The sequence below is a fragment of the Streptomyces venezuelae ATCC 10712 genome, assembly GCF_008639165.1.
Taxonomy (GTDB): domain Bacteria; phylum Actinomycetota; class Actinomycetes; order Streptomycetales; family Streptomycetaceae; genus Streptomyces; species Streptomyces venezuelae.
The window spans coordinates 5,398,545-5,423,893 of record NZ_CP029197.1; the positions used below are offsets into that span (position 1 = coordinate 5,398,545).

Below are 25,349 nucleotides of genomic sequence, written 5' to 3' on the forward strand. Positions count from 1 at the left end.
ATGACGAACCACGTGTACGAGGAGGCCGGGAACTGATGGCACGGCGATACGACTGCAACGAGGCGACCGACCGTGTGACCGGTCTGCGCGAGGCCGCGTCCGCCGTCCGCCGGGGCGAGCTGGTCGTGCTGCCCACCGACACCGTGTACGGGATCGGGGCGGACGCCTTCAGCAGCGAGGCCGTCGCGGACCTGCTCGCCGCCAAGGGCCGGGGCCGCAACATGCCCACACCCGTGCTCATCGGCTCCCCGAACACCCTCCACGGCCTGGTCACGGACTTCTCCGAGCAGGCCTGGGAGCTCGTCGACGCCTTCTGGCCCGGCGCGCTCACCCTCGTCGCCAAGCACCAGCCGTCCCTGCAGTGGGACCTCGGCGACACCCGGGGCACCGTCGCCATCCGCATGCCGCTGCACCCCGTGGCGATCGAGCTGCTCACCGAGGTCGGCCCGATGGCCGTCTCCTCGGCCAACCTCACCGGCCACCCCTCGCCGGAGGACTGCGACGCGGCCCAGCAGATGCTCGGCGACTCCGTCTCCGTCTACCTCGACGGCGGCCCGACGCCCGGCATCGTCCCCTCGTCCATCGTCGACGTCACGGGCAAGGTGCCGGTGCTGCTGCGCCAGGGCGCGCTGTCCCCGGAGGAGCTCCGGAAGGTCGTACCCGACCTCGAGGTGGCGAATTGACCGCCCCTGAGGGGCGTGGCATAGCGGGGTTCGAAGACAGCAACACCTTCCGCATCCTCCACGTCAGCACCGGCAACGTCTGCCGCTCGCCGATCACCGAGCGGCTGACCCGCCATGCCCTGGTCGACCGGCTCGGCGACCCGCTGGGCGGCGGCCTGATCGTGGAGAGCGCGGGCACCTGGGGCCACGAGGGCGCCCCGATGGAGGCCAACGCGGAACTGGTCCTCGCCGACTTCGGCGCGGACTACAGCGGCTTCGTGGGACGCGAGCTCCTCGACGAACACGTCATCCGCGCGGACCTGGTCCTGACCGCGACCCGCGACCACCGCGCCCAGGTCATCTCGATGGGCCACTCGGCGGGGCTGCGCACCTTCACCCTGAAGGAGTTCACCCGCCTGGTCCGCGCGATCGACCCGGCGACCCTCCCCGACCCCCGCGACGAGGGCATGGTGGAACGCGCCCGCGCCCTGGTCCGCGCGGCGGCGGCACTCCGCGGCTGGCTCCTGGCCCCCTCGGTGGACGCGGACGAGGTCAACGACCCATATGGCGCCCCGATCACCTTCTTCCGCTCGATCGGCGACGAGATCAACCAGGCGCTGGACCCTGTGGTGACGGCGTTGACGGGCGTGTCGGCGCGCGGTTGACGGCTGTCGGGGGGCGCGTGGGGGAGGGCGTGTCTACATTGGTGGCATGTCGGTCAGTGCTCCACCCGATGAGGATCTCGACGTCCTGCGCCGGCAGGATCCGGAGATCGCCGATGTGCTGCTCGGTGAGGCGCGGCGGCAGGCCGACAGTCTGCAGTTGATCGCCGCCGAGAACTTCACCTCGCCCGCCGTCCTCGCCGCGCTCGGCTCCCCGCTCGCCAACAAGTACGCCGAGGGGTATCCCGGCGCCCGGCACCACGGTGGCTGCGAGTACGCCGACGCCGCCGAGCGGATCGCCGTGGAACGGGCCACCGCGCTGTTCGGGGCCGACCACGCGAACGTCCAGGCGCACTCGGGCTCCTCGGCCGTCCTGGCGGCGTACGCGGCTCTTCTGAGGCCCGGTGACACGGTCCTGGCCATGGGGCTCGAACACGGCGGGCACCTCACCCACGGTTCGCCCGCCAACTTCTCCGGCCGCTGGTTCGACTTCGTCCCGTACGGCGTCGACGCCGAGACCGGGCTCGTCGACTACGAGCAGGTCGCCGCGCTCGCCCGCCACCACCGGCCCAAGGCGATCGTCTGCGGGTCGATCTCCTACCCCCGCCACCTCGACTACGCGCTCTTCCGGGAGATCGCCGACGAGGTCGGGGCGTATCTGATCGCCGACGCCGCCCACCCCATCGGTCTCGTCGCCGGCGGCGCGGCCCCCAACCCCGTCCCGTACGCCGACGTGGTCTGCGCGACCACGCACAAGGTGCTGCGCGGCCCGCGCGGCGGGATGGTCCTGTGCGGCGAGGAGCTCGCGGACCGGGTCGACCGCGCGGTGTTCCCGTTCACCCAGGGCGGCGCCCAGATGCACACGATCGCCGCGAAGGCGGTGGCCTTCGGCGAGGCGTCCACCCCGGCGTTCTCCGGGTACGCCCATCAGGTGGTCGAGCACGCGCGCGTCCTCGCGGCCGCGCTCGCCGCCGAGGGCTTCGCGTTGACGACCGGCGGCACCGACACCCATCTCATCACCGCCGACCCCGCCCCGCTCGGCGTCGACGGCCGCACCGCCCGTACCCGGCTGGCCGCCGCCGGCGTGGTCCTCGACACCTGCGCCCTGCCGTACGGGGAGGGGCGCGGCATCCGGCTCGGTACCGCCGCGGTCACCACCCAGGGGATGGGTGCGCCGGAGATGGCGCGGATCGCCGCGCTGTTCACCGCCGCGCTGCGTGACGACCCCGCGGAGACGGCCAGGGTACGGACCGAGGTCCGGGCGCTGACCGGGCGATTTCCCCCGTATGGGCGGTGAGGGAAGGTCACGGAAAGTCGCTGTGCAACCGTTCGGGGCCCCCACGTGTCTCCCAGCACATGGACGGCACGGCTAGGGTGTGGGGCTGAGATGGCCAGCGATTCCTGTGGGGCAGCCCGTGCGTGATTACCTGCTGACGCTCTGTGTCACGGCCGCGGTGACCTATCTGCTCACCGGTCCGGTGCGGAAGTTCGCCATCGCGACCGGGGCGATGCCGGAGATCCGCGCCCGCGACGTACACCGAGAACCGACTCCGCGGCTCGGTGGCATCGCCATGTTCTTCGGGCTGTGCGCGGGTCTGCTCGTCGCCGACCACCTGCAGAACCTGAACAGCGTCTTCGAGCTGTCCAACGAGCCGCGCGCGCTGCTCTCCGGCGCCGCCCTGATCTGGCTGATCGGCGTCCTGGACGACAAGTTCGAGCTGGACGCCCTGATCAAGCTGGGCGCGCAGATGATCTCGGCGGGTGTCATGGTCGCGCAGGGTCTGACGATCCTGTGGCTGCCGATCCCCGGTGTGGGCGTCGTCTCGCTGACCCCGTGGCAGGGCACGCTGCTGACCGTCGCCCTGGTCGTCCTCACCATCAACGCGGTCAACTTCGTCGACGGTCTCGACGGTCTCGCCGCCGGCATGGTCTGCATCGCCGCCGCCGCCTTCTTCCTGTACGCGTACCGCCTCTGGTACGGCTACACGATCGAGGCCGCCGCCCCCGCGACGCTCTTCACCGTCATCCTCATGGGCATGTGCCTGGGCTTCCTGCCGCACAACATGCACCCGGCGCGGATCTTCATGGGCGACTCGGGCTCGATGCTGATCGGTCTGATCCTGGCGGCCTCCGCCATCTCGATCACGGGCCAGGTCGACCCGGACGCGCTGAAGATCTTCGAGGGCTCGACCCGTCAGGCCACCCACGCCGCGCTGCCGGTCTTCATCCCGCTGGTGCTGCCGCTGACGATCATCGCGATCCCGATGGCGGACCTGATCCTCGCGATCGTCCGCCGTACGTGGAAGGGCCAGTCGCCATTCGCGGCGGACCGCGGGCACCTGCACCACCGGCTCCTGGAGATCGGGCACTCGCACAGCCGCGCGGTCCTGATCATGTACTTCTGGTCGGCGCTCATCGCCTTCGGGACGCTGGCGTACTCGGTCCACTCGGCGTCGATGTGGATCGTGCTCTGCGTCGTCGCGCTGAGCGCGATCGGTCTGGTGCTGCTCCTGCTGCCGCGCTTCACGCCGCGCGCTCCGCGCTGGGCCCAGTCGGTCGTGCCGCCGCGTTACCGCCGCCGCAGGCCGGCGCCCGTCGTGGCGGTCGCCGCGGAGCCGGCCGTGGTCGAGGAGGAGCGGATTCCGGTGCCCGCGGGGCTCCACGGCTCCACCGCCATCGGCAACCGGGCGCGGTTCACCGACAGGCGGAAGGCCGGAACGCCAAGTTGACGAAAGCCGCATCAGCGGCCATTAGCAGACAAGGCGCCGTCCTGTCGCGCACACACGCGCGCAGTAACTCTCATGTGTGACTGTTGGCACACCTTATGGGTAAAGACCTATTCAAATAGTTTGTGATACGGTTCACGAGACCCGGCGACAGTGCCGAAAGACCGTAGTGCGACGGTCCGTTGGCCCCGAGACCCACCTCGGACCGGGCTTACGCTCGTCCATGACGACACCATCGCCCCCTCCATCAAGCGGAGACACCGCCATGCCGTCCAACGACGCACGCACCCTGCTGCACACCGCCGTCCCCACCGCTGCCGTCGGCGCGATCGCCACGGTCATCGCTGGCGTGATCGGCGGCGGCAAGGGTGCGATCGGCGCGGTCGCCGGCACCCTGGTCGTGCTCCTCTTCATGGGCATCGGGCTCGTGGTGCTCCAGCGGACGGCGAGGTCGCTGCCGCAGCTCTTCCAGGCCATGGGGCTCATGCTCTACGTGGCCCAACTGCTGCTGCTCTTCATCTTCCTGGCCGTGTTCAAGAACACCACGCTGTTCGACTTCAAGGCGTTCGCCTTCACGCTGCTCGCGACGACCGTGGTGTGGGTCGCCGCGCAGGCCCGTGCCTACATGAAGGCAAAGATCATGTACGTCGACCCCGAGAAGACGGGGTCGAAGTCGTGAAGGGTAGGGCCGGGATAAAGCCGCGTTCGGCTTCCTGCTATCGTCCGGTGCCAACTGCGGCACTGCGGGCGCGGGCATCCGAGACGCCTGTCCCAGCGCGAGGCTCGATGCCGAACCGCCGCCCCCTTATCCGTAAGACCAGTCCAGTGCCGACCCGCGGCTGCGTGCCGCGCCGACACAACGAGGTTGCCGTACCTATGCGCCACGCTGAAGGAGCCCGCGGTGAGTGCTGACCAGACGCTTGCCTTCGACCCGGATTGCCACATCTTCACCGGATGTGGCTTCCCGGCGCCGGGCCTGCACACGTTCATGTACGAGCCCATGTTCTCCGTGGGTGGCTTCGACTTCACCAAGCCGATGCTGCTCGCGATCCTGGGCTCGCTCGTGGTCGTCGGGTTCTTCTGGGCCGCCTTCAACAAGCCCAAGCTGATCCCCGGCAAGATGCAGATGGTCGGTGAGGCCGGTTACGACTTCGTGCGCCGCGGCATCGTCTACGAGATCATCGGCAAGAAGGACGGCGAGAAGTACGTCCCGCTGATGGTGTCGATGTTCTTCTTCGTGTGGATGCTGAACCTCTGGTCGATCATCCCGCTCGCCCAGTTCCCGGTCACCTCGCTGATCGCCTTCCCGGCGGCACTCGCGCTGATCGTCTACGTCCTCTGGGTGTCGCTGACCTTCAAGAAGCACGGCTTCGTCGGCGGCTGGAAGAACATCGTCGGCTACGACAAGTCGCTCGGCCCGATCCTGCCGCTGGTCGTCGTGCTCGAGTTCTTCTCGAACCTGCTGATCCGGCCCTTCACGCACGCGGTCCGACTGTTCGCGAACATGTTCGCCGGTCACCTGCTGATCGTGATGTTCTCGCTCGCCACCTGGTACCTCATGAACGGCCTGGGCTTCGTCTACGCCGGCGCCTCGTTCGTGATGGTCCTCGTGATGACCGCCTTCGAGCTCTTCATCCAGGCCGTCCAGGCGTACGTCTTCGTGCTCCTGGCCTGCAGCTACGTCCAGGGCGCGCTCTCCGAGCACCACTGAGTCCGGCCCTGACCGGCAGCACCACCCCCCTTACCAACAGTCGTCCGGTGGCCAACCCCCACCGGGTCCTTGAAAGAGAAGGAAGAACCGGCATGTCCGCTCTCGAGACTCTCGCCGCCGTCAACGGAAACGTCGCCTCCATCGGCTACGGCCTCGCGGCCATCGGCCCCGGCGTCGGCGTCGGCATCATCTTCGGTAACGGCACCCAGGCCCTCGCCCGCCAGCCCGAGGCTGCCGGCCTGATCCGCACCAACCAGATCATGGGTTTCGCGTTCTGTGAGGCGCTCGCCCTCATCGGCATCGTCATGGGCTTCGTCTACAAGTAAGCCGGACCCCAAGCCCAGATCTTTTTACGGAAGGCACTGATGTGAACGCTCTGCTTCTTGCGGCAGCGGAGGAGCCCCAGCCTCCTCTGATTCCGCACGCCGACGAGCTCGTCATCGGCCTGATCGCCTTCGTCATCGTCTTCGGCTTCCTCGCCAAGAAGCTCCTCCCGAACATCAACAAGGTTCTGGAGCAGCGCCGCGAGGCCATCGAGGGTGGCATCGAGAAGGCCGAGTCGGCCCAGATCGAGGCTCAGAGTGTGCTGGAGCAGTACAAGGCCCAGCTCGCCGAGGCCCGCCACGAGGCCGCGCGTCTTCGCCAGGAGGCGACGGAGCAGGGCACCGCGATCATCCAGGAGATGAAGGCGGAAGGCCAGCGCCAGCGCGAGGAGATCATCGCGGCCGGTCACACGCAGATCGAGGCCGACCGCAAGGCCGCTTCTGCTTCGCTGCGTCAGGACGTGGGCAAGCTCGCCACCGACCTGGCCGGCAAGCTGGTCGGCGAGTCCCTCGAGGACGTCGCCCGCCAGAGCCGGACGATCGACCGCTTCCTCGACGAGCTCGAGGAGAAGGCGGAGGCCGTCCGATGAACGGAGCGAGCCGCGAGGCACTGGCCGCCGCACGCGAGTCCCTCGACGCGCTGACCGACAACACGTCGGCCGACGCGACGACGCTCGCGGACGAGCTGGCCGCAGTCACCACGCTGCTCGACCGCGAGGTGTCGCTGCGCCGGGTCCTGACCGACCCCGCGCAGTCGGGTGAGGCCAAGGCCGAGCTCGCGCAGCGACTCCTGAGCGGTCAGGTGGGCGGCGCGACCGTCGACCTGGTGTCCGGCATGGTGCGTTCCCGCTGGTCGCGCTCGCGTGACCTGGTCGACGCGACCGAGGAACTGGCGAACACCGCCGACCTCACCGCGGCGCAGAAGGCGGGCGCCCTCGACGGCGTCGAGGACGAGCTGTTCCGCTTCGGCCGGATCGTGTCCTCCAGCCCCGAGCTGCGCTCGGCGCTGACGGACAAGGCCGCCACGGCCACCGCCAAGGGCGAGCTGCTCCGCAGCCTGCTCGGCGGCAAGGCCAACGCCGCCACCGAGCGTCTGGTCGTCCGTCTGGTGACCCAGCCCCGGGGACGTAGCCTGGAAGCGGGACTCGAGTCCCTGTCCAAGCTCGCCGCGGCGCGCCGGAACCGGATGGTCGCCGTCGTCACCTCGGCGGTGCCGCTGTCGGACCAGCAGAAGCAGCGCCTCGGAGCCGTACTCGCGAAGCTGTACGGCCGCGAGATGCACCTGAACCTGGACGTGGACCCCTCGGTCCTCGGCGGGATCACGGTGCAGGTCGGCGACGAGGTCATCAACGGCTCGATCGCGGAGCGCCTCGGCGAGGCGACCCGTCGACTGGCCGGCTGACGGTCGTCACCAGCAGCACAAGGCATCACAGCTACACAGCATCACCAGCGGCCCGGTTGGGCCGTGCAGAGATTGCAGAAGATTCCTGGGGGTCGGCCCCCAGACCCCTTAAGAAACTTCGGGCCCAACAAGGAGAGCAGGGAACCCAGATGGCGGAGCTCACGATCCGGCCGGAGGAGATCCGGGACGCACTGGAGAACTTCGTCCAGTCGTACCAGCCGGACGCGGCCTCGCGCGAGGAGGTCGGCACGGTCAGCCTGGCCGGTGACGGTATCGCGAAGGTCGAGGGTCTTCCCTCGGCCATGGCGAACGAGCTGCTGAAGTTCGAGGACGGGACCCTCGGTCTCGCGCTGAACCTCGAAGAGCGCGAGATCGGTGCGATCGTCCTCGGCGAGTTCAGCGGCATCGAGGAGGGTCAGTCGGTGCAGCGCACCGGCGAGGTCCTCTCCGTCGGCGTCGGTGAGGGATACCTGGGTCGCGTCGTCGACCCGCTCGGCAACCCGATCGACGGTCTCGGCGAGATCGCGACCGAGGGCCGCCGCGCCCTCGAGCTGCAGGCCCCGGGCGTTATGGCCCGTAAGTCGGTGCACGAGCCGATGGAGACCGGCTACAAGGCCGTCGACGCCATGACGCCGGTCGGCCGTGGTCAGCGTCAGCTGATCATCGGTGACCGTCAGACCGGCAAGACCGCTCTGTGCGTCGACACGATCATCAACCAGCGCGACAACTGGCGCTCGGGCGACGTGAACAAGCAGGTCCGCTGCATCTACGTCGCCGTCGGCCAGAAGGGCTCGACCATCGCGTCCGTGCGCGGCGCCCTGGAAGAGGCCGGTGCGCTCGAGTACACGACGATCGTCGCCGCCCCGGCGTCCGACCCGGCCGGCTTCAAGTACCTGGCGCCGTACACCGGCTCCGCCATCGGTCAGCACTGGATGTACCAGGGCAAGCACGTCCTGATCGTCTTCGACGACCTGTCGAAGCAGGCCGACGCCTACCGCGCCGTGTCGCTGCTGCTGCGCCGCCCGCCGGGCCGTGAGGCCTACCCGGGTGACGTCTTCTACCTGCACTCGCGTCTGCTCGAGCGCTGCGCGAAGCTCTCGGACGAGCTGGGTGCCGGTTCGATGACCGGTCTTCCGATCGTCGAGACCAAGGCGAACGACGTGTCGGCGTTCATCCCGACCAACGTCATCTCCATCACCGACGGCCAGTGCTTCCTGGAGTCCGACCTGTTCAACGCCGGCCAGCGTCCGGCCCTGAACGTCGGTATCTCGGTCTCGCGTGTCGGTGGCTCCGCCCAGCACAAGGCGATGAAGCAGATCTCCGGTCGCCTCCGCGTGGACCTGGCCCAGTTCCGTGAGCTGGAGGCGTTCGCCGCCTTCGGTTCCGACCTGGACGCCGCCTCCAAGGCGCAGCTGGAGCGTGGACAGCGCATGGTCGAGCTGCTCAAGCAGGCTCAGTACCAGCCGATGCCCACCGAGAACCAGGTCGTCTCCGTCTGGGCCGGCACCACCGGCAAGATGGACGACGTCCCGGTCGTCGACATCCGTCGCTTCGAGGCCGAGCTCCTGGCGTACCTCCGCCAGAACCACTCGGGTCTCATGACCTCCATCCGTGAGGGCGGCAAGATGTCCGACGACACCCTGACGGCCGTGGGCGACGCCATCGCGGAGTTCAAGAAGCAGTTCGAGACCTCTGACGGCAAGCTGCTGGGCGAGGACGCTCCTGCCGCCGTCAACGTCTCGAAGTGACGACGGAAGGGACCTGACTCATGGGAGCGCAGCTCCGGGTCTACAAGCGTCGCATCAAATCCGTCACCGCGACGAAGAAGATCACCAAGGCGATGGAGATGATCGCCGCCTCGCGTGTCGTCAAGGCGCAGCGCAAGGTGCAGGCGTCGACTCCGTACGCGACCGAGCTGACGCGCGCGGTCACGGCGGTGGCCACGGGTGCGAACGACAAGCACCCGCTGACCACCGAGGCGGAGAACCCGATCCGCGCCGCGGTCCTGCTCCTTTCGAGCGACCGCGGTCTGGCCGGTGCCTTCAACTCCAACGCCATCAAGGCGGCGGAGAAGCTCACGGCGAAGCTCGAGGGCGAGGGCCGCGAGGTCACGATCTACGTCGTCGGCCGTCGTGGTATCGCGCACTACAACTTCCGTGAGCGGAAGCTGGCCGGCTCGTGGACCGGGTTCACGGACCAGCCGTCGTACGGCGACGCCAAGACGATCGCGGCTCCGCTGATCGAGGCGATCGAGCAGGACACGGCGGAGGGTGGTGTGGACGAGCTCCACATCGTCTACACCGAGTTCGTCTCGATGATGACGCAGACGGCGGTCGAGGCCCGGCTGCTGCCCCTCAGCCTCGACGAGGTGGCGAAGGAGGCGGGCGACAAGGACACCCTTCGTCCGCTGTACGACTTCGAGCCGTCGGCGGAGGACGTCCTCGACGCCCTGCTGCCCCGGTACGTCGAGAGCCGGATCTACAACGCGCTGCTGCAGTCGGCTGCTTCCAAGCACGCCGCCACGCGACGCGCGATGAAGTCGGCGACCGACAACGCGGGAGACTTGATCAACAACCTCTCCCGACTTGCCAACGCGGCCCGCCAGGCCGAAATCACCCAGGAAATCAGCGAGATCGTCGGTGGCACCGCAGCCCTGGCCGACGCGACCGCGGGGAGTGACAAGTAATGACGACCACTGTTGAGACGGCCGCCGCCACGGGCCGCGTCGCCCGGGTCATCGGCCCGGTCGTCGACGTGGAGTTCCCCGTCGACGCGATGCCGGAGATCTACAACGCGCTGAACGTCCAGGTTCCGGACCCGGCCGTCGAGGGCGGGACCAAGACCCTGACCCTCGAGGTCGCCCAGCACCTCGGTGACGGCGTGGTCCGCACCATCTCGATGCAGCCCACCGACGGTCTGGTCCGCCAGGCCCCCGTGGTGGACACCGGCGACGGCATCACGGTGCCCGTCGGCGACGTCACCAAGGGCCGCGTGTTCAACACGCTGGGTCAGGTGCTGAACGCGGACGAGTCCACCGTGGCCGACGCGCCGCGCTGGACGATCCACCGCAAGGCCCCCGCCTTCGACCAGCTCGAGTCCAAGACCGAGATGTTCGAGACCGGCCTGAAGGTCGTCGACCTTCTCACCCCGTACGTCAAGGGTGGAAAGATCGGTCTGTTCGGTGGTGCCGGTGTCGGCAAGACCGTTCTGATCCAGGAAATGATCGTCCGTGTGGCCAAGCTGCACGACGGTGTCTCCGTCTTCGCCGGTGTCGGCGAGCGCACCCGTGAGGGCAACGACCTCATGGTGGAGATGGAGGAGGCCGGCGTTCTCGACAAGACCGCGCTGGTCTTCGGCCAGATGGACGAGCCCCCGGGCACCCGTCTGCGCGTGGCCCTCGCCGGTCTGACCATGGCGGAGTACTTCCGCGATGTGCAGAAGCAGGACGTGCTGTTCTTCATCGACAACATCTTCCGCTTCACCCAGGCCGGTTCCGAGGTGTCGACCCTGCTCGGCCGCATGCCGTCCGCGGTGGGTTACCAGCCGAACCTGGCCGATGAGATGGGTCTCCTCCAGGAGCGCATCACCTCGACCCGTGGTCACTCGATCACCTCGATGCAGGCGATCTACGTCCCCGCCGACGACCTCACCGACCCGGCGCCGGCGACCACCTTCGCCCACCTCGACGCGACGACGGTTCTCTCCCGTCCGATCTCCGAGAAGGGCATCTACCCGGCCGTGGACCCGCTGGACTCCACGTCCCGGATCCTGGACCCGCGCTACATCGCGCAGGACCACTACGACGCCGCCACGCGCGTCAAGGGAATCCTGCAGAAGTACAAGGACCTCCAGGACATCATCGCGATCCTCGGTATCGACGAGCTGAGCGAGGAGGACAAGCTCGTTGTCCACCGCGCCCGCCGTGTCGAGCGCTTCCTGTCCCAGAACACCCACGCGGCGAAGCAGTTCACCGGTGTGGACGGTTCGGACGTTCCGCTCGACGAGTCGATCGCCGCGTTCAACGCGATCTGCGACGGTGAGTACGACCACTTCCCCGAGCAGGCCTTCTTCATGTGTGGTGGTCTCGAGGACCTCAAGAAGAACGCCAAGGAGCTCGGCGTCTCCTGAGCCCCGTGCTCTCCCGAGGGGGGCGGGATCCGGTCCCGCCCCCCTCACCACGCCCACTAGAATTGACCCCAACACCCGGCACGACCGCCGGGTGGTGACCCGAGGAGCCACCCTTGGCTGCTGAGCTGCACGTCGAGCTGGTCGCCGCGGACCGGAGTGTCTGGTCCGGCGAGGCCACCCTGGTCATCGCGCGTACCACCTCCGGCGACATCGGCGTCATGCCCGGCCACCAGCCGCTGCTCGGTGTGCTGGAGTCGGGCCCGGTGACCATCCGTACGAGCGAGGGCGCGACCGTCGTCGCCGCCGTCCACGGCGGATTCATCTCGTTCGCCGACGACAAGCTGTCTCTGCTCGCGGAGATCTGCGAGCTGGCGGACGAGATCGACGCCCAGCGCGCCGAGCGCGCGCTGGAGCGTGCGAAGGCGGACGACGACGCGGCCGCCGAGCGGCGCGCCGACGTCCGGCTGCGCGCGGTAGCGGTCCGCTGACGGTCCGCGCAGAGTAGTGCCCTCAGCCGCGGCACGGCTGGAATTTTCCAGACCGTGCCGCGGCTGAGGCGATGCAGATGCAGGTTGTATTCGGTTCTGCCGGCGGTGCCGGCTACGGGACGCAGCGAGGAGGTCGGTGAAGATGTTCCTCGCTCTGCTCGTGTGCGGCCTGGTCGTCGCACTGGTGGTGATCGGGCTCTTCGTCTTCGGACTGCGCCGCAGGCTGATCCAGCGGGCCGGCGGCACCTTCGACTGCTCGCTGCACTGGAACGTCCCGGACGAGCCGGATCCCAGCGGCAAGGGCTGGGTGTACGGCGTCGCCCGCTACAGCGGTGACGAGATCGCCTGGTTCCGTGTCTTCTCGTACGCGCCCCGCCCGCGCCGGGTCCTTGAGCGTTCGTCCATCGTGGCCCTGGAGCGCCGGATGCCGGAGGGCGAGGAGGAGCTCGCGCTCCTCTCCGACATGGTGATCCAGCCTTGTATGTACGAGGGTGTGCGGCTGGAGCTCGCGATGAGCGAGGACGCCCGGACGGGTTTCATGGCCTGGCTGGAGGCGGCGCCGCCCGGGCAGCGGGTGAATGTCGCCTAGGTGTGAAGAAGCGGGGGTCGGCGTGCTGCGCCGGCCCCCGCTTCTCGTTCACCGGCGCTAGTTCAGGCCGGTGTGGATGGCGCCGACCAGTTCGCCGTTGCCGGTGTCACCGCTGAACTCCCAGAAGAACGCGCCGCCCAGGCCCTGGTTCTTCGCCCAGCTCATCTTGGACGTGACCGTGGCCGGGGTGTCGTAGCTCCACCAGTTGCTGCCGCACTTGGCGTAGGCGGTGCCGGCGACGGTGCCGGTGGCCGGGCAGGTGTTCTTGAGGACCTTGTAGTCCTCGATGCCCTGCTCGTACGTGCCCGGGGCCGGGCCGGTGGCGGTGCCGCCGGGGGTGGCCTGGGTGACGCCGGTCCAGCCGCGTCCGTAGAAGCCGATGCCGAGCAGCAGCTTGTTGGCGGGGACGCCCTTGGCCTTGAACTTGGCGATCGCCTCGGCGGAGTTGAAGCCCGCCTGCGGGATGCCGGCGTACGAGGTGAGCGGGGAGTGCGGGGCCGTCGGGCCCTGCGCCGCCCAGGCGCCGAAGAAGTCGTACGTCATGACGTTGAACCAGTTCATGTACGGCGCGGCGCCCGCGTAGTCGGCGGCGTCGATCTTGCCGCCGGCGGAGGCGTCGGCCGTGACGGCCGCGGTGATGAGGTAGTTGGCGCCGAACTTGGCGCGCATGGCCTGCATCATGTTCTTGAAGGACGCGGCGCCGCTGGTGTCACAGGAGAGACCGCAGGCGTTGGGGTACTCCCAGTCCAGGTCGATGCCGTCGAAGACGTCGGCCCAGCGCGGGTCCTCCACCAGGTCGTAGCAGGACTGCGCGAAGGCGGCCGGGTTCTGCACGGCCTGGCCGAAGCCGCCGGACCAGGTCCAGCCGCCGAAGGACCAGAGGATCTTGATGTTCGGGTAGGCCTTCTTCAGCTTGCGCAGCTGGTTGAAGTTGCCGCGCAGCGGCTGGTCCCAGGTGTCGGCGACGCCGTCGACGGACTGGTCGGCGGTGTAGGCCTTGTCGTAGTCGGCGTAGGCGTCACCGATGGTGCACTTGCCGCCCGTGACGTTGCCGAAGGCGTAGTTGATGTGGGTGATCTTGGACGCGGAGCCCGAGGTCACGATGTTCTTCACGTGGTAGTTGCGGCCGTAGACGCCCCAGTTGGTGAAGTAGCCCATCTTCACGGCGTTGGGGAGCGGCTGGCCGCCTCCGCCGCCGGTGGTGCGGACGGCGACCGGGCCGGCGGCGGGGCCGGTCTGGTCGATGGTGTCGCGGGCGACGACCGCGTAGCTGTAGTCGGTGCCGGCGGTCAGGCCCTGGTCGGTGTGGGTGAGGCCGGTGACGGTGGCGATCTTGGTGCCGTCGCGCAGGACGTCGTAGTTCTTGATGCCCTTGTCGTCGGTGGCCGCGGTCCAGGTGAGCTTCACCGAGGTGTCGGTGATGTTCGAGGCGACGGGGGTGCCGGGGGCGGAGGGGGCGTTGTCGCCGGGCTGGCTGGTGCCGTCACAGGCGGCGCCGTTGATCTTGCAGCCGCTGGGGGCGCCGGCTCCGCTGCCGTTGAAGCCGAAGGAGATGCTGGCGCCGGGGGCGAGGGTGCCGTTCCAGCCGACGTTCTTGCCGGTCCAGTGGTTGCCGGAGCTGGTGACGGTGGCGTCCCAGGCGGAGGTGACGGCGGTGCCGGCGGGGTAGTCCCATTCGACGGCCCAGGAGGTGATGGTGGTGGTGCCGGTGTTCTTCACCGTCCACTTGCCCTCGAAGCCGGTGCCCCAGTCGGAGACCTTGGTGTACGTGGCGGTGGCCGAGGTGGCGGCTTCGGCGGGGGTGGCGAGGCCGACCATGGCGGCCAGGGGCAGGATCAGGGCGGTCAGACCGGCGGCGGCCCGGCGTCTGAACCCTTCTCTGCGCGTCGGTGCTTGAGTGCTCAACGGTGCTCCTCAAGTTGCGGACGGACATGGGTGGGGGTGGTCCGGTGGTCCGTGAAGATGCGCGCGCCCCGCGAGCGTAGAAAGGTCTGGACCAACCGTCAAGAGGTCCAGACCAACGTCGCCGTTGTCCCCCTAGACGCCCAACTCCTGTGCCAGGACCGCCGCTTGGACCCTGCTCCGCAGCTCCAGCTTCCCCAGCACCTTGCTGACATGGGTCTTCACCGTCGCCTCCGCCATGTCGAGCCGTACCGCGATCTCCGCGTTCGACAGCCCCTCGCCCAGCTTCGACAGCACCTGCCGCTCCCGGGGCGTCAGCGCGTCCAGCACCCCCGGATCCGTCCCCCCGGCGGGCCGCGCCGGACGGCTCGGCGCGGCGAACTCCGCGATCAGCCGCCGGGTCACCGCGGGGGCGATCAGACCCTCGCCGCGCGCCACCGTCCGTACCGCCTCGATCAGCTCACGGGCGTCCGCGTTCTTCAGCAGGAAGCCCGACGCCCCCGCCCGCAGCGCGCCGAACACGTACTCGTCGAGATCGAAGGTCGTCAGGACCAGCACGTCGGCGAGCCCCTCCGACGTCACGATCCCGGTCGCCGTCACCCCGTCCATCCGGGGCATCTGCACATCCATCAGCACCAGATCCGGGCGCAGTTCGCGCGCCAGCGCCACCGCCCGCTCCCCGTCCGCCGCCTCGCCCACCACCTCGATGTCCGGCGCGCTGCCCAGGATCAGCACCAGCCCCGCCCGTACCGCCGACTGGTCCTCGGCGACCACCACCCGCACCGTCACGCCCGCTCCTCGTCACTCGCGTCCACGGGCAGTTCCGCCCGGACGCGCCATCGCTTCCGTCCCTCGTCGTCCGCCACCGGACCCGCCTCGAACACACCGCCGAGCAGGTCCACCCGCTCCCGCATCCCCACCAGGCCCGCGCCCGAACCGGGCGCGGTCGGGCCGGGGCGTTCGCCGGCCGGACTCGTCACCTCGACCGTAAGGGCTCCCCGCCGCCGGGCGAGCACCACCCGGACCTCTCCCGGCGCCGCGTGCTTGAGCGCGTTCGTCAGGGACTCCTGCACGATCCGGTACGCGGCCAGCTCCACCGGCGCCGGCAGGCCCGCCGCCGAATCCCGGGTGTCGTCGAGCACCAGGTGGAGTCCGCTGGGCCGGGCGTTCGCCCGCGCCTGGTCGATGAGGGCGTCCAGACCGGCGAGGGTGGGTGCGGCGGCCGGCTCCGCGTCCCCGCTGCTGGCCCGGAGCAGCCCGATGAGCCGCCGCATCTCCGAGAGGCCCGCCACGCTGTTCTCCCGGATGACGCTCAGCGCCTGCCGGGTGGTGGCCGGTTCGTCGATGGAGAGTGCCGCGGTGGAGTGGATCGCGATCGCCGAGAGGTGGTTCGCGACCATGTCGTGGAGCTCGCGCGCCATCCGGGCCCGCTCGGCCACGACGGCCTGGCTGCGGTCCATCTCGGCGAGCAGCGCCGTCTGTTCGGCGCGCAGCCGGGCCGCCTCCGCGGCCTCCCGGTGGTTGCGGACGACCGCGCCGGTCATGGCGGGCATGAAGGAGATCATTCCGCTGAGCACGCCCACGAGCAGGGCGATCGCGTTCTGCCACCAGACGAGGAAGCCGACGGTGATCGCGACGGTGATCAGCCCGGTGGTGTACGGGATGCGCCGGGCGGAGGCGGGTGAGCCGTACACGACGGCGGCGTAGACCACGTCCGTGTACATCAGGACCGTGGCCAGGTTCCCGTTGGTGAACTGGTCCCCGACGAGCGCGAGCGTGCCGACGACCATCGCCGTCCGCGGCATCGTCCGGCGCAGCGTCTCCGCCGAGGCCATCGCGGCGAGCGGGACCAGCGCAGCCCACCGCTGGTCGAAGACGCGGTCGCCGGTCGTGTAGAGGCCGAAGGACCACAGGAGCAGGCCGGTGGCGAAGCCCGCGAGGGCGATGATCAGGTCGAGGCGGTGGGGGCGGGGGAGTCTCACCCGTTCATCCAACACGCCCGCACCCGCGCCGACCTCCTCGTCCGGGCCGATCCGTCCCTCCGTCGAACGATGTAGGGGCAGCTCGTCACCGCCGACGACGTATCGGGCCGGACCGCACGGGAGGCTGAAGGGGAACCGAAAGGGGAACCGTCGTGATCGTCACGCTGATCGTCGTCTGCGAGGTCGGCTTCTGGGTCCTGCTGGCCGCCGGCCTCGCCACCCGATACCTCCTGAAGATGCCCCGGACGGGTCTCGCGCTGCTGCTCTGCGAGCCGCTCCTGGAGGTCCTGCTCCTGGTCGTCACCGCGATCGATCTGAAGAACGGCGCCGACCCCAGCTGGAAGCACGGCCTCGCCGCGCTCTACATCGGCTACACGGTCGGTCACGGCCACCGCACGGTGAAGTGGCTCGACGGCCACGCGGCGCACCGTCTCGGCGGCGCGCCCCCGCCGCCGAAGCCGCCGCGGTACGGGATGGCCCGCGCCCGTCACGAGGGCAAGGTCTGGCTTGGCTCGGTGACGGCGGCGGCGGTGGCCTCGGGCCTGCTGCTCCTGGCGGCCCTGTACGTCGGCGACGACGGGAACACCGACAGCCTGTACGGCTGGATCTTCGTCGCCTGGCGGGCGGCGGGCATCCACGGCCTGATCGCGCTCAGTTACGCGATCTGGCCGAAGAAGGCCCCGGCGGGCGAGCGGTCCTCAGCGGTCCCCGCCCGGGACCCAGAGCACGTCCCCGACCTCCCGGTTGGCGGTCCGCGCAAGAATGAAGAGCAGGTCTGACAGGCGGTTGAGGTACGTCGCCGTCAGCGGGTTCATCGTCTCGCCGTGCACCTCCAGGGCCGCCCAGGTGGAGCGCTCCGCCCGCCGGACCACCGTGCACGCCTGGTGCAGCAGGGCCGCACCGGGCGTGCCGCCCGGCAGGATGAAGGAGCGGAGCTTGTCGAGCGGCTCCAGGAAGAGGTCGCAGTCGGCCTCCAGCTTGTCGACGTACGACTGCTCGACCCGCAGCGGCGGGTACTGGGGGTCTTCCACGACCGGCGTGCAGAGGTCCGCGCCCACGTCGAAGAGGTCGTTCTGGATCCGGACGAGGACCTTCACGACCTCCTCGTCGAGCTGCCCGAGGGCGATCGCCGTGCCGATGGCGGCGTTGGCCTCGTTGGCGTCGGCGTAGGCCGAGATCCGCAGATCCGTCTTGGCGGTCCGGCTCATGTCGCCGAGCGCCGTGGTGCCCTGGTCGCCGGTACGGGTGTAGATGCGCGTCAGATTGACCATGGCACCCAGCCTAGTTAGGCGACGGTCCTGCGGAACGTCCGTGTGCCCACCGTCACGGCGAGCGCGGCGACCGCGAGGGCGACGAGCACCCCGTACAGCAGGGTCGGTGTCGTGTAGTGGCCGATGTACGCCTCGCGGACCGCGTCCACCAGATAGCGGAACGGCATCAGGTGCGAGAGGACGTCCAGCCAGCCGGGTGCGAGGGCCATCGGCAGCATCAGGCCCGACAGCAGCATCGCGGGCATCGCGAGCGTGTTGATCGCGGGACCGAACTCCTGCGGGGTGCGCAGCTTCAGGGCGAGGGCGTACGAGAGCGAGGCCAGCGCCACCGAGAGCAGTGCCACGAAGCCGAAGCCGATCAGGATGCCGGCGAGCGGGGCCCGCAGGCCCATCGGCAGGGCGACGAGGACGAGCAGGACCGCCTGGAAGACGAAGAGGGCGGCGTCCCGCAGGACCCGGCCGAGCAGCAGCGCGAGCCGGCTCACCGGGGTGACGCGCATCCGGTCGAACACGCCCCAGTTCTTCTCCATGATGATCGAGAACCCGGCGAACGAGGCGCCGAAGAGCCCGAGTTGGAGCAGCAGTCCGGGGACGAGGATCTGCCAGGAGTCGCCCTCGCGGCCCAGCGGGAGTCCGGTGAGCAGCGGGCCGAAGAAGAGCAGGTAGAGCAGCGGCATGAGGGTGCCGAAGAAGATCTGGAACGGGGAGCGCAGGGTCTGGCGGGTGTAGCGCCCGAAGAGGAGCGCGGTGTCGTGGATCAGCATCGGAGCTCCGGTACGGCGAGGGGGGCCGGGTCGACGGGGGCCGGGGCGCGGCCGGTGACGGCGAGGAAGGCGTCCTGGAGGGTGGCGGCGTCGTGGGCGGTCTTGAGGGCGGCCGGGGTGCCTTCGGCGACGACCGTGCCCCGGTCGACGATCACCAGCCGGTCGGCGAGGGTGTCGGCCTCGTCGAGGTAGTGGGTGGTGAGGACGACGGTGGTGCCGTGCTCGTCGCGGAGCCGGCGCACCAGGGCCCACAGGTCGGCGCGGCTGCCGGGGTCGAGGCCGGTCGTCGGTTCGTCGAGGAAGAGGATCTCCGGCCGGTGGGTGAGTCCCATGGCGAGGTCGACGCGGCGGCGCTGGCCGCCGGAGAGGGCCGGGGTGCGGCGGTCGAGGAGCTCGGTGAGGCCGAGTTCGGCGGCGAGCTCCTCGGCGCGGGCCGTGGCGCGGGCCCGGTTCATGCCGTAGAGGCGGGCCTGGGTGACGAGCTCGGAGCGGACGGTCTCCTGGGGGTCGAGGCCGCCGGACTGGGCGACGTACCCGATCCGGCGGCGTACGGCGGCGGGGTCCCGTACGAGGTCGTGGCCGGCGACGGTGGCGGCGCCGGCGGTGGGCGGCAGGAGCGTGGTGAGCATCCGGAGCGTGGTGGTCTTGCCCGCTCCGTTGGGGCCGAGGAGTCCGAGGATCTCGCCGGGCCGGACGGTGAGGTCGATCCCGCGGACGGCCTCGACGGGGCCGCCCGCGGTGGTGAAGGTCCGGGCGAGCCCGGCCGTGCTGATGATGGGCATGGCGACCACGAAAACAGAGTCACTGAAATTTTGCAACGCCTCCAAAATTTCATGGGGCTCAAATTTGCCATGACACCGAAGTTTCAGGGAGCCTAGGATGAGCCCATGGCCGAGGGACTCAGGGAACGCAAGAAGCGCGAGACGAAACAGCGGATCTCGGACATCGCGACCGGACTCTTCCTGGAGCGCGGCTTCGTCCACGTGACCGTCGCCGACGTCGCCGAGGCGGCGGACGTCTCCGTCAACACCGTCTACAACTACTTCCCGGCCAAGGAGGACCTCTTCCTCGACCGGATGGACGGGGTCACCCAGCGCCTCGCCCGGATGATCCGCGGCCGCGACCGCGGCGAGTCCGCCGCCGCCGCCGTCCTGCGCGAGCTCCGCCAGGACATCGGCGCCGTCTCGCCCGCGTACGGACTCATGGACGGCTTCGACGCCTTCATGAACGTCATCGAGCACGCCCCCACCCTGAAGGCCCGGCTCTTCCACCTCCAGGAGCAGGTCAACGAGGCCGTCGTCGCCACCCTCCGGGAGGAGACCGGCGCACCCGACGACGACCCGCTGCCGCTGCTCGTCGGCGGACAGCTCGCCTGGATCGAGACCACCGTCGTCGGCTACATCACCCGCGCGATGACCGCCGGGGGCAAGGCGACCACCGTCTCCCGCGAGGCCCTCGTGCTCCTCGACGAGATCGAGGAGCTGCTGGGCGAACGGGTGCTGACGTACGCCGTACGGGAGGGCTGACCGCCCGAACGGGGTGTCGTGAGTGTGACGTCCGTCAAAGAGGGCGTGACGCGCATTACTTCACGGTCACATGGCGCCTCCCGACCGCTAATCTCCGCCGAAGAGTCAGAAGTGAACAGGCGTTGAGGGGTGGAACATCGTGGCCAGGAAGCTCGCCGTCATCGGGGCCGGACTCATGGGGTCCGGCATCGCGCAGGTCTCGGCACAGGCGGGCTGGGACGTCGTCCTGCGTGACGTCACCGACGCCGCGCTCACCCGCGGCACCGACGGCATCAAGGCCTCGTACGAGCGCTTCGTCGCCAAGGGCAAGCTGGACGCCGCCGACGCCGAGGCCGCCCTCGGCCGGATCACCGCCACCACCGAACTCGAAGCCGTCGCCGACGCGGACGTCGTCGTCGAGGCCGTCTTCGAGAACCTCGACGTCAAGCACGAGATCTTCCGCTCGCTCGACAAGATCGCCAAGGACGGCGCCGTTCTCGCCTCCAACACCTCCGCGATCCCGATCACCAAGATCGCCGCGGTGACCGAGCGTCCCGAGGCCGTCGTTGGCGTCCACTTCTTCTCGCCGGTCCCGATGATGCAGCTCGTCGAGCTCGTCCGCGGCTACAAGACCAGCGACGAGACCCTCGCCACCGCCCGCGAGTTCGCCGAGTCCGTCGGCAAGACCTGCATCGTCGTCAACCGCGACGTCGCCGGCTTCGTCACCACCCGCCTCATCTCGGCCCTCGTCGTCGAGGCGGCCAAGCTCCACGAGTCCGGCGTCGCCACCGCCGAGGACATCGACATCGCCTGCAAGCTCGGCTTCGGCCACGCCATGGGCCCGCTCGCCACCGCCGACCTCACCGGCATCGACATCCTGGTGAACGCCGCCAACAACATCTACACCGAGTCCCAGGACGAGAAGTTCGCACCGCCGGAGCTGATGCGCCGGATGGTGGACGCGGGTGACATCGGCCGCAAGAGCGGGCAGGGCTTCTACAAGTACTGAGCCGTACCCGCCACTCCGCCTCACCCCGTGGGGTGAATTTCGGTACCGGTTCGCTGACAGGGCGCAACGCTTCTGCCGGTGCGGCAGTCAGTTGTTGCGAAGACGGAGCACTCTCGGGGAGCGCATATGCACATCAGGGGCGACCACGTCGAGCTGGTCGTCGGGGGCCGCCTCGACGTCCGCAGCGCGGCGGACGCCCGTACGGTCCTGCACTCGGCCGTCGACGACGGAGTCGGCGACCTGGTGCTCGACCTGACCGGCCTCGACTCCTGGGACGCGACCGGGCTCGGCGTCATCATGGGCGCCCACCGACGGGCCGGCCGCTGCGGCCGACGGCTCGTCCTGCGCGGCGTACCGCCCCAGATGCAGCGGCTGCTCGTCGCCACGAAGCTGCACCGCATCCTCGCCATCGAGGGCGGCCTCGCCCTGGAGTCCCTGCCCCGGGTGTGACCGCACCCCGGGCCGGGACGGACGGCGGTGACGCATGTGAAGCAGCCGTACGAACCAGGCGTCACGCTCAATCCTCACAAGACCGTGACGACTGGGTCTCGCGGGCACCCCACCTGTTCCCGAGCGTCTGACCACGGTCTAGGGTTCGGTCGCCTGCACATTGACGGACCCACCCGGCGGGCACCGGACACCGCTTCCTGAGGGGCTTGAACCATGGACCCGATCAACCGGGGGCCGGAGGAGTACGGACACGACGCCGAGGGCGAGGACGCCCGCCAGGGACGCGGCACCCCCGCGCCCGCACCCGCGCGTGCCCGCGTCGTCCGGCTCGTCTCAGGCGACCTGCTCGTCACCGTCAACCCCGTCGACGGCAGCGAGATCGAACCCTGCCCGCCCGGACAGGAACCCGCCGCCCCGCGCCCCCGCACCACCGAGGAACGCGCCGAGGCCGTCCGCGCCGCCGCCCCGCCCGTACCGCCGGGCCCGCCCGCGCCCGCACTGCCCCTCCTCGAACGCCAGGAGGAGCGCGAGCGCCTCACCGCCATCCTCGGCCGCGGCCGCTCCGCCCGCCTGACCGGCCCCGCCGGGTCCGGCCGCAGCACCCTCCTCGACGCGGTCGCCGCCGACTGCGCCGGACTCGCACCCGACGGCGTCGTCCGCCTCTCCGGCCTCCACCGCACCCCCGCCGAACTCCTCCACGAACTCTTCGTCGCCGTCCGGTACGCCCCCGACCACCGGCCCGGCCGGGCCGAGCTCCTCGACCGGCTCCGCGAGATCGGCGCCGTCGTGGTCGTCGACGACCTGGAGTTCGGCGGCGCCGCCCTCGACGAACTCCTCGCCGCCGCCCCGGAGTGCGCCTTCCTCCTCGCCGCCACACCCGACGTACCCGCCCCCTCGGCCGACGGGGCCGTCGAAGAGGTTCAGCTCGGCGGCCTCGGCCGCGGCGCCGCCCTCACGCTCCTGGAGAGCGCCGCCGGCCGGACCCTCACCGACGACGAGGCCAACTGGGCCGGCGACCTGTGGTTCGAGTCCGAAGGACTCCCGCTCCGCTTCGTCCAGGCCGGCGCCCTGCTCCGGCAGCGCGACCGGCTGCGCGTCACCCCCGCAGAGTTCGACGCCTTCGGCGCCCTCGAAGAGGCCTTCGGCCCGACCGACGCCGACACGGCCGCGGCGGCCTTCGACGGACTCGACGACCCCGACGTCGAACTGCGCGAGATACCCCTGCCCAGCCTCGGCGAGGGCGCCGCCCCCGCCGCCCTCCTCGCCTCCCGGCTCAGCCGCTCCGCCCAGGCCGCCCTGCGGTTCGCCGTCGCCCTCGGCGGCGAGGTCCCGCACCAGGCCCACCTCCCGGCCCTCGTCGGCGACACCCACGCCGACGCCGCCCTCGGCGAACTCATGGCCTGCGGACTGCTCTCCCCGGCCGGCCCCCGCTACCGGCTCGCCGCCGGAGTGCTCACCCAGCTCCTCGCCCACGGGTACGCCACCGAGGCCGCCGACCGCGCCCACACCGTCGCCCAGCACTACGCCTGGTGGGCCGCCCACCCCTCCGTCACCCCCGAGCGAGCCGCCGCCGAGTCCGACGCCCTGCTCGCCGCCCTCACCGCCCTCGTCGCCGGGAGCACCGCACCCGAGGCCGCCGCCGAGCACCGCGCCACCGCCGTCCGGCTCGCCCGCGCCGCCGCCCCCGCCTTCGCCGCCGGACTGCACTGGGGCGCCTGGGAGCGGGCCCTGCGGGCCGGGCAGGAGGCCGCCCGGCGCGCCGGCGAGGTCGCCGAGGAGGCCTACTTCCACCACGAGCTCGGCATCCTCGCCCTGTGCGCGGGCCACCTGGAGCGGGCCCGCGCCGAGCTGGAGGCCTCGATCGGCATGCGCGGGGCGCTCGCCGACAAGCGCGGCACCGTCGCCGGCCGCCGGGCGCTCGCCCTCGTCGCCGACCTCTCCGGGGAGCACGCCGCCCTGGAGCCCGTCTCCCCGCCGCGCGGCACCCCGGCCCTGCGCGGCCCCGCCGCCCGCCGCACGGCCCCCGAGCCCCCCACCGCGCCGCTGCCGGGCGGAGCCCTCCGCAAGGCCCCGGCCGCGCCCGCCGGCATCCCCGGGCGGGGCCCGGGGCAGCCACCGGCCCCGGCGTTCCCCGACTTCGCCGACGAGGGCCCGACGCTCATCAGCGGCCCGGCCCCCGCCCGGGGCGGCGCCCTGGGCGCCCTGGGCGGCCTCAAGGGGGGCATCCTCAACGGCGCGCGCCGCAACCTCGCCGCCGTCGGCGCGGGCGCGCTGCTCGTCGCCGTCCTCGGCACCGTCGTGACCCTCGGTGCCACCTCCGGCAACGGCGAGGACCCGGCCACCAACCACGTCACGTCCGACAGCACCGCCACCGACGGCTCCACCGGCGACGGGTCCGACACGGGGGAGGAGCCCGCCGAGGGCGAGGAGGGCAAGCCGGGCGAGACCGGCGACCCCACCCACTCCGGCGCCCCGAACCCCTCGGCCTCCGGGAACACCTCCCCGTCGGGCACGGCGAGCACGGGCGGCACCGCCACCACCTCCGGCACCCCGTCGTCCTCGCAGAGCCCGACGACGACCACGGCCCCCACGGGGACGACGGCCCCGCCGACGGGCTCGACGACCCGGCCGCCGAAGCCGACGACCACGACCCCGCCGAAGCCGACGACGACGCCGAAGCCGACGACCACGACGACGACGCCGCCTGCGACGACGACCGCGCCGCCGGCGACCACGACCCCGCCGACGACCACTCCGCCCGGCGAGAGCACGGACGGCCCCAGCAACTCCGCCTCCTCGTCCCTCGGCGCCCCGCCCGCCCCCGGCGACTCCACCGCCTCGGAGACGCCGGCCTGACGGACGTACCGCGGTACGGGGACGACGAGCGCGACGAGCACGGCGAAGGACGACGAAGCACGGCGAAGGACGGCGAAGCACGGCGAAGGACGGCGAAGCACGGCGAAGGACGGCGAAGCACGACGAAGGACGGCCCCGGGCGCGTTCACCGCACCCGGGGCCGTCCCCGTACCGCCGTCCGTCGAGCCGTCGTCAGAACAGCCGCAGCTTGTCGTCCTCGATGCCCCGCAGGGCGTCGTAGTCCAGCACCACGCAGCCGATCCCGCGGTCCGTCGCGAGCACCCGCGCCTGCGGCTTGATCTCCTGCGCCGCGAACACGCCGCGCACCGGAGCCAGGTGCGGGTCGCGGTTGAGCAGTTCCAGGTAGCGGGTCAGCTGCTCGACGCCGTCGATCTCGCCGCGTCGCTTGATCTCCACTGCGACCGTCGCGCCGTCGGAGTCACGGCACAGGATGTCCACCGGGCCGATCGCCGTCGGGTACTCGCGGCGGATCAGGGTGTAGCCGTCGCCGAGGGTCTCGATGCGGTCGGCGAGCAGCTCCTGCAGGTGCGCCTCGACGCCGTCCTTGATGAGACCCGGGTCCACACCCAGTTCGTGCGAGGAGTCGTGGAGGATCTCCTCCATCGTGATGATCAGTTTCTCGCCCGCTTTGTTGATCACGGTCCAGACGCCCGCCTCGCCGGCGTCACCGTCGTAGTTCTCCTTGAGGGTGCACGGCGGGGACATCCAGTTGAGCGGTTTGTACGCCCGGTCGTCCGCGTGGACGGAGACGCTGCCGTCTGCCTTGACCAGGATGAGACGGGGCGCGGAGGGCAGGTGGGCCGTGAGCCGGCCCGCGTAGTCCACGGAGCAACGGGCAATGACGAGACGCATGGTCGGCAACGCTACAAGACGGGCGCTCTTCCGCGCGATTCGGGCA

The 25,349-nt window shown here is 70.5% G+C and carries 26 protein-coding genes; 19 read left to right on the forward strand and 7 right to left on the reverse strand.

Annotation, left to right across the window (positions count from 1 at the left end; genetic code table 11):
* The first annotated feature begins 35 nt into the window (after positions 1–35).
* From DEJ43_RS25130 to DEJ43_RS25195, 14 genes are all read left to right on the forward strand, one after another.
* Positions 36–683, forward strand: coding sequence for an L-threonylcarbamoyladenylate synthase (locus DEJ43_RS25130; protein ID WP_015036199.1), 648 nt, complete (start codon positions 36–38; stop codon positions 681–683).
* Positions 680–1,327, forward strand: coding sequence for an arsenate reductase/protein-tyrosine-phosphatase family protein (locus DEJ43_RS25135; protein WP_015036200.1), 648 nt, complete (start codon positions 680–682; stop codon positions 1,325–1,327). The genes DEJ43_RS25130 and DEJ43_RS25135 overlap by 4 nt, the downstream gene beginning before the upstream one ends.
* A 46-nt stretch (positions 1,328–1,373) precedes the next feature.
* Positions 1,374–2,621, forward strand: a complete 1,248-nt coding sequence (locus DEJ43_RS25140) for a serine hydroxymethyltransferase (RefSeq protein WP_015036201.1) — start codon at positions 1,374–1,376, stop codon at positions 2,619–2,621.
* Between the two features lie 118 nt (positions 2,622–2,739).
* Positions 2,740–4,053, forward strand: a complete 1,314-nt coding sequence (locus DEJ43_RS25145) for an MraY family glycosyltransferase (protein WP_041662871.1) — start codon at positions 2,740–2,742, stop codon at positions 4,051–4,053.
* A 262-nt stretch (positions 4,054–4,315) separates the two neighbouring features.
* Positions 4,316–4,729, forward strand: coding sequence for a Cg1360 family ATP-synthase-associated protein (locus DEJ43_RS25150; protein WP_015036203.1), 414 nt, complete (start codon positions 4,316–4,318; stop codon positions 4,727–4,729).
* Between the two features lie 222 nt (positions 4,730–4,951).
* Positions 4,952–5,761 (forward strand): F0F1 ATP synthase subunit A, encoded by an 810-nt coding sequence (gene atpB / locus DEJ43_RS25155; RefSeq protein ID WP_015036204.1) that lies wholly within the window; start codon positions 4,952–4,954, stop codon positions 5,759–5,761.
* Between the two features lie 92 nt (positions 5,762–5,853).
* A complete protein-coding gene (gene atpE / locus DEJ43_RS25160; protein ID WP_010474382.1) occupies positions 5,854–6,087 on the forward strand; it encodes an ATP synthase F0 subunit C in 234 nt (77 codons plus the stop codon).
* A gap of 41 nt (positions 6,088–6,128) precedes the next feature.
* A complete protein-coding gene (locus DEJ43_RS25165) occupies positions 6,129–6,674 on the forward strand; it encodes a F0F1 ATP synthase subunit B (protein ID WP_015036205.1) in 546 nt (181 codons plus the stop codon).
* Positions 6,671–7,486 carry a F0F1 ATP synthase subunit delta gene (locus DEJ43_RS25170; RefSeq protein ID WP_015036206.1) on the forward strand — a complete coding sequence of 272 codons (816 nt, stop codon included), beginning with the start codon at positions 6,671–6,673 and terminating at the stop codon, positions 7,484–7,486. The genes DEJ43_RS25165 and DEJ43_RS25170 overlap by 4 nt, the downstream gene beginning before the upstream one ends.
* A gap of 149 nt (positions 7,487–7,635) precedes the next feature.
* A complete protein-coding gene (gene atpA / locus DEJ43_RS25175; protein ID WP_015036207.1) occupies positions 7,636–9,234 on the forward strand; it encodes a F0F1 ATP synthase subunit alpha in 1,599 nt (532 codons plus the stop codon).
* Positions 9,235–9,254: 20 nt separating this feature from the next.
* Positions 9,255–10,172, forward strand: a complete 918-nt coding sequence (locus DEJ43_RS25180) for a F0F1 ATP synthase subunit gamma (RefSeq protein ID WP_015036208.1) — start codon at positions 9,255–9,257, stop codon at positions 10,170–10,172.
* Positions 10,172–11,614, forward strand: coding sequence for a F0F1 ATP synthase subunit beta (gene atpD / locus DEJ43_RS25185; RefSeq protein WP_015036209.1), 1,443 nt, complete (start codon positions 10,172–10,174; stop codon positions 11,612–11,614). The genes DEJ43_RS25180 and atpD overlap by 1 nt, the downstream gene beginning before the upstream one ends.
* Before the next feature lie 113 nt (positions 11,615–11,727).
* The gene (locus DEJ43_RS25190; RefSeq protein WP_015036210.1) at positions 11,728–12,102 is read left to right on the forward strand and encodes a F0F1 ATP synthase subunit epsilon; all 375 of its coding nucleotides are present in this window, start codon (positions 11,728–11,730) and stop codon (positions 12,100–12,102) included.
* Between the two features lie 142 nt (positions 12,103–12,244).
* Positions 12,245–12,691 (forward strand): DUF2550 domain-containing protein, encoded by a 447-nt coding sequence (locus tag DEJ43_RS25195; protein ID WP_015036211.1) that lies wholly within the window; start codon positions 12,245–12,247, stop codon positions 12,689–12,691.
* Between the two features lie 57 nt (positions 12,692–12,748).
* On the opposite strand, the gene DEJ43_RS25200 is transcribed toward DEJ43_RS25195, so the two are convergent.
* From DEJ43_RS25200 to DEJ43_RS25210, 3 genes are all read right to left on the reverse strand, one after another.
* A complete protein-coding gene (locus DEJ43_RS25200) occupies positions 12,749–14,596 on the reverse strand; it encodes a glycosyl hydrolase family 18 protein (protein ID WP_459170938.1) in 1,848 nt (615 codons plus the stop codon).
* 132 nt (positions 14,597–14,728) lie between these two features.
* On the reverse strand, positions 14,729–15,382 hold the full coding sequence (locus DEJ43_RS25205) for a response regulator (protein WP_015036213.1): 654 nt from the start codon (positions 15,380–15,382) through the stop codon (positions 14,729–14,731).
* Positions 15,379–16,575 (reverse strand): sensor histidine kinase, encoded by a 1,197-nt coding sequence (locus DEJ43_RS25210; RefSeq protein ID WP_015036214.1) that lies wholly within the window; start codon positions 16,573–16,575, stop codon positions 15,379–15,381. The genes DEJ43_RS25205 and DEJ43_RS25210 overlap by 4 nt, the downstream gene beginning before the upstream one ends.
* A gap of 152 nt (positions 16,576–16,727) precedes the next feature.
* On the opposite strand from DEJ43_RS25210, the gene DEJ43_RS25215 reads away from it, so the two are divergent.
* A complete protein-coding gene (locus DEJ43_RS25215; protein ID WP_015036215.1) occupies positions 16,728–17,354 on the forward strand; it encodes a hypothetical protein in 627 nt (208 codons plus the stop codon).
* Here DEJ43_RS25215 and DEJ43_RS25220 read toward each other — a convergent pair.
* The 3 genes from DEJ43_RS25220 to DEJ43_RS25230 are packed head-to-tail and all read right to left on the reverse strand — an operon-like array spanning position 17,274 to position 19,392.
* Positions 17,274–17,846, reverse strand: a complete 573-nt coding sequence (locus DEJ43_RS25220; RefSeq protein ID WP_015036216.1) for a cob(I)yrinic acid a,c-diamide adenosyltransferase — start codon at positions 17,844–17,846, stop codon at positions 17,274–17,276. The two genes, DEJ43_RS25215 and DEJ43_RS25220, sit on opposite strands and share 81 nt — an antisense overlap.
* Before the next feature lie 14 nt (positions 17,847–17,860).
* Entirely contained in the window at positions 17,861–18,610 is a 750-nt protein-coding gene (locus DEJ43_RS25225; protein ID WP_015036217.1) for an ABC transporter permease, read from the reverse strand.
* Complete coding sequence (locus tag DEJ43_RS25230; RefSeq protein ID WP_015036218.1) at positions 18,604–19,392, reverse strand: ABC transporter ATP-binding protein; 789 nt, start codon at positions 19,390–19,392, stop codon at positions 18,604–18,606. The genes DEJ43_RS25225 and DEJ43_RS25230 overlap by 7 nt, the downstream gene beginning before the upstream one ends.
* A gap of 105 nt (positions 19,393–19,497) precedes the next feature.
* Between DEJ43_RS25230 and DEJ43_RS25235 the strand changes: the two genes are divergently transcribed.
* The 4 genes from DEJ43_RS25235 (at position 19,498) to DEJ43_RS25250 (ending at position 24,430) form a co-directional block, all read left to right on the forward strand.
* A complete protein-coding gene (locus DEJ43_RS25235) occupies positions 19,498–20,136 on the forward strand; it encodes a TetR/AcrR family transcriptional regulator (protein ID WP_015036219.1) in 639 nt (212 codons plus the stop codon).
* 139 nt (positions 20,137–20,275) lie between these two features.
* Positions 20,276–21,124: a 3-hydroxyacyl-CoA dehydrogenase family protein gene (locus tag DEJ43_RS25240; RefSeq protein ID WP_015036220.1), complete on the forward strand. Its 849-nt coding sequence runs from the start codon at positions 20,276–20,278 to the stop codon at positions 21,122–21,124.
* Between the two features lie 126 nt (positions 21,125–21,250).
* Entirely contained in the window at positions 21,251–21,574 is a 324-nt protein-coding gene (locus DEJ43_RS25245; protein WP_015036221.1) for an STAS domain-containing protein, read from the forward strand.
* Positions 21,575–21,787: 213 nt separating this feature from the next.
* Entirely contained in the window at positions 21,788–24,430 is a 2,643-nt protein-coding gene (locus DEJ43_RS25250) for an ATP-binding protein (protein ID WP_015036222.1), read from the forward strand.
* Positions 24,431–24,622: 192 nt separating this feature from the next.
* Here the strand turns inward: DEJ43_RS25250 and nucS are convergent, their stop codons facing one another.
* Positions 24,623–25,303, reverse strand: coding sequence for an endonuclease NucS (gene nucS, locus DEJ43_RS25255; RefSeq protein ID WP_041662872.1), 681 nt, complete (start codon positions 25,301–25,303; stop codon positions 24,623–24,625).
* Positions 25,304–25,349 lie beyond the last annotated feature (46 nt).

What these genes read in the sequence shown, in the direction of transcription:
- DEJ43_RS25130 (WP_015036199.1), top strand. Translation starts at nt 36, where the DNA reads ATGGCACGGCGATACGACTGCAACGAGGCGACCGACCGTGTGACCGGT.
- DEJ43_RS25140 (WP_015036201.1), top strand. Translation starts at nt 1,374, where the DNA reads ATGTCGGTCAGTGCTCCACCCGATGAGGATCTCGACGTCCTGCGCCGG.
- DEJ43_RS25150 (WP_015036203.1), top strand. Translation starts at nt 4,316, where the DNA reads ATGCCGTCCAACGACGCACGCACCCTGCTGCACACCGCCGTCCCCACC.
- atpE (WP_010474382.1), top strand. Translation starts at nt 5,854, where the DNA reads ATGTCCGCTCTCGAGACTCTCGCCGCCGTCAACGGAAACGTCGCCTCC.
- DEJ43_RS25170 (WP_015036206.1), top strand. Translation starts at nt 6,671, where the DNA reads ATGAACGGAGCGAGCCGCGAGGCACTGGCCGCCGCACGCGAGTCCCTC.
- atpA (WP_015036207.1), top strand. Translation starts at nt 7,636, where the DNA reads ATGGCGGAGCTCACGATCCGGCCGGAGGAGATCCGGGACGCACTGGAG.
- DEJ43_RS25180 (WP_015036208.1), top strand. Translation starts at nt 9,255, where the DNA reads ATGGGAGCGCAGCTCCGGGTCTACAAGCGTCGCATCAAATCCGTCACC.
- atpD (WP_015036209.1), top strand. Translation starts at nt 10,172, where the DNA reads ATGACGACCACTGTTGAGACGGCCGCCGCCACGGGCCGCGTCGCCCGG.
- DEJ43_RS25195 (WP_015036211.1), top strand. Translation starts at nt 12,245, where the DNA reads ATGTTCCTCGCTCTGCTCGTGTGCGGCCTGGTCGTCGCACTGGTGGTG.
- DEJ43_RS25220 (WP_015036216.1), bottom strand. Translation starts at nt 17,846, where the DNA reads ATGGTCAATCTGACGCGCATCTACACCCGTACCGGCGACCAGGGCACC.
- DEJ43_RS25225 (WP_015036217.1), bottom strand. Translation starts at nt 18,610, where the DNA reads ATGCTGATCCACGACACCGCGCTCCTCTTCGGGCGCTACACCCGCCAG.
- DEJ43_RS25230 (WP_015036218.1), bottom strand. Translation starts at nt 19,392, where the DNA reads ATGCCCATCATCAGCACGGCCGGGCTCGCCCGGACCTTCACCACCGCG.
- DEJ43_RS25235 (WP_015036219.1), top strand. Translation starts at nt 19,498, where the DNA reads ATGGCCGAGGGACTCAGGGAACGCAAGAAGCGCGAGACGAAACAGCGG.
- DEJ43_RS25245 (WP_015036221.1), top strand. Translation starts at nt 21,251, where the DNA reads ATGCACATCAGGGGCGACCACGTCGAGCTGGTCGTCGGGGGCCGCCTC.
- DEJ43_RS25250 (WP_015036222.1), top strand. Translation starts at nt 21,788, where the DNA reads ATGGACCCGATCAACCGGGGGCCGGAGGAGTACGGACACGACGCCGAG.
- nucS (WP_041662872.1), bottom strand. Translation starts at nt 25,303, where the DNA reads ATGCGTCTCGTCATTGCCCGTTGCTCCGTGGACTACGCGGGCCGGCTC.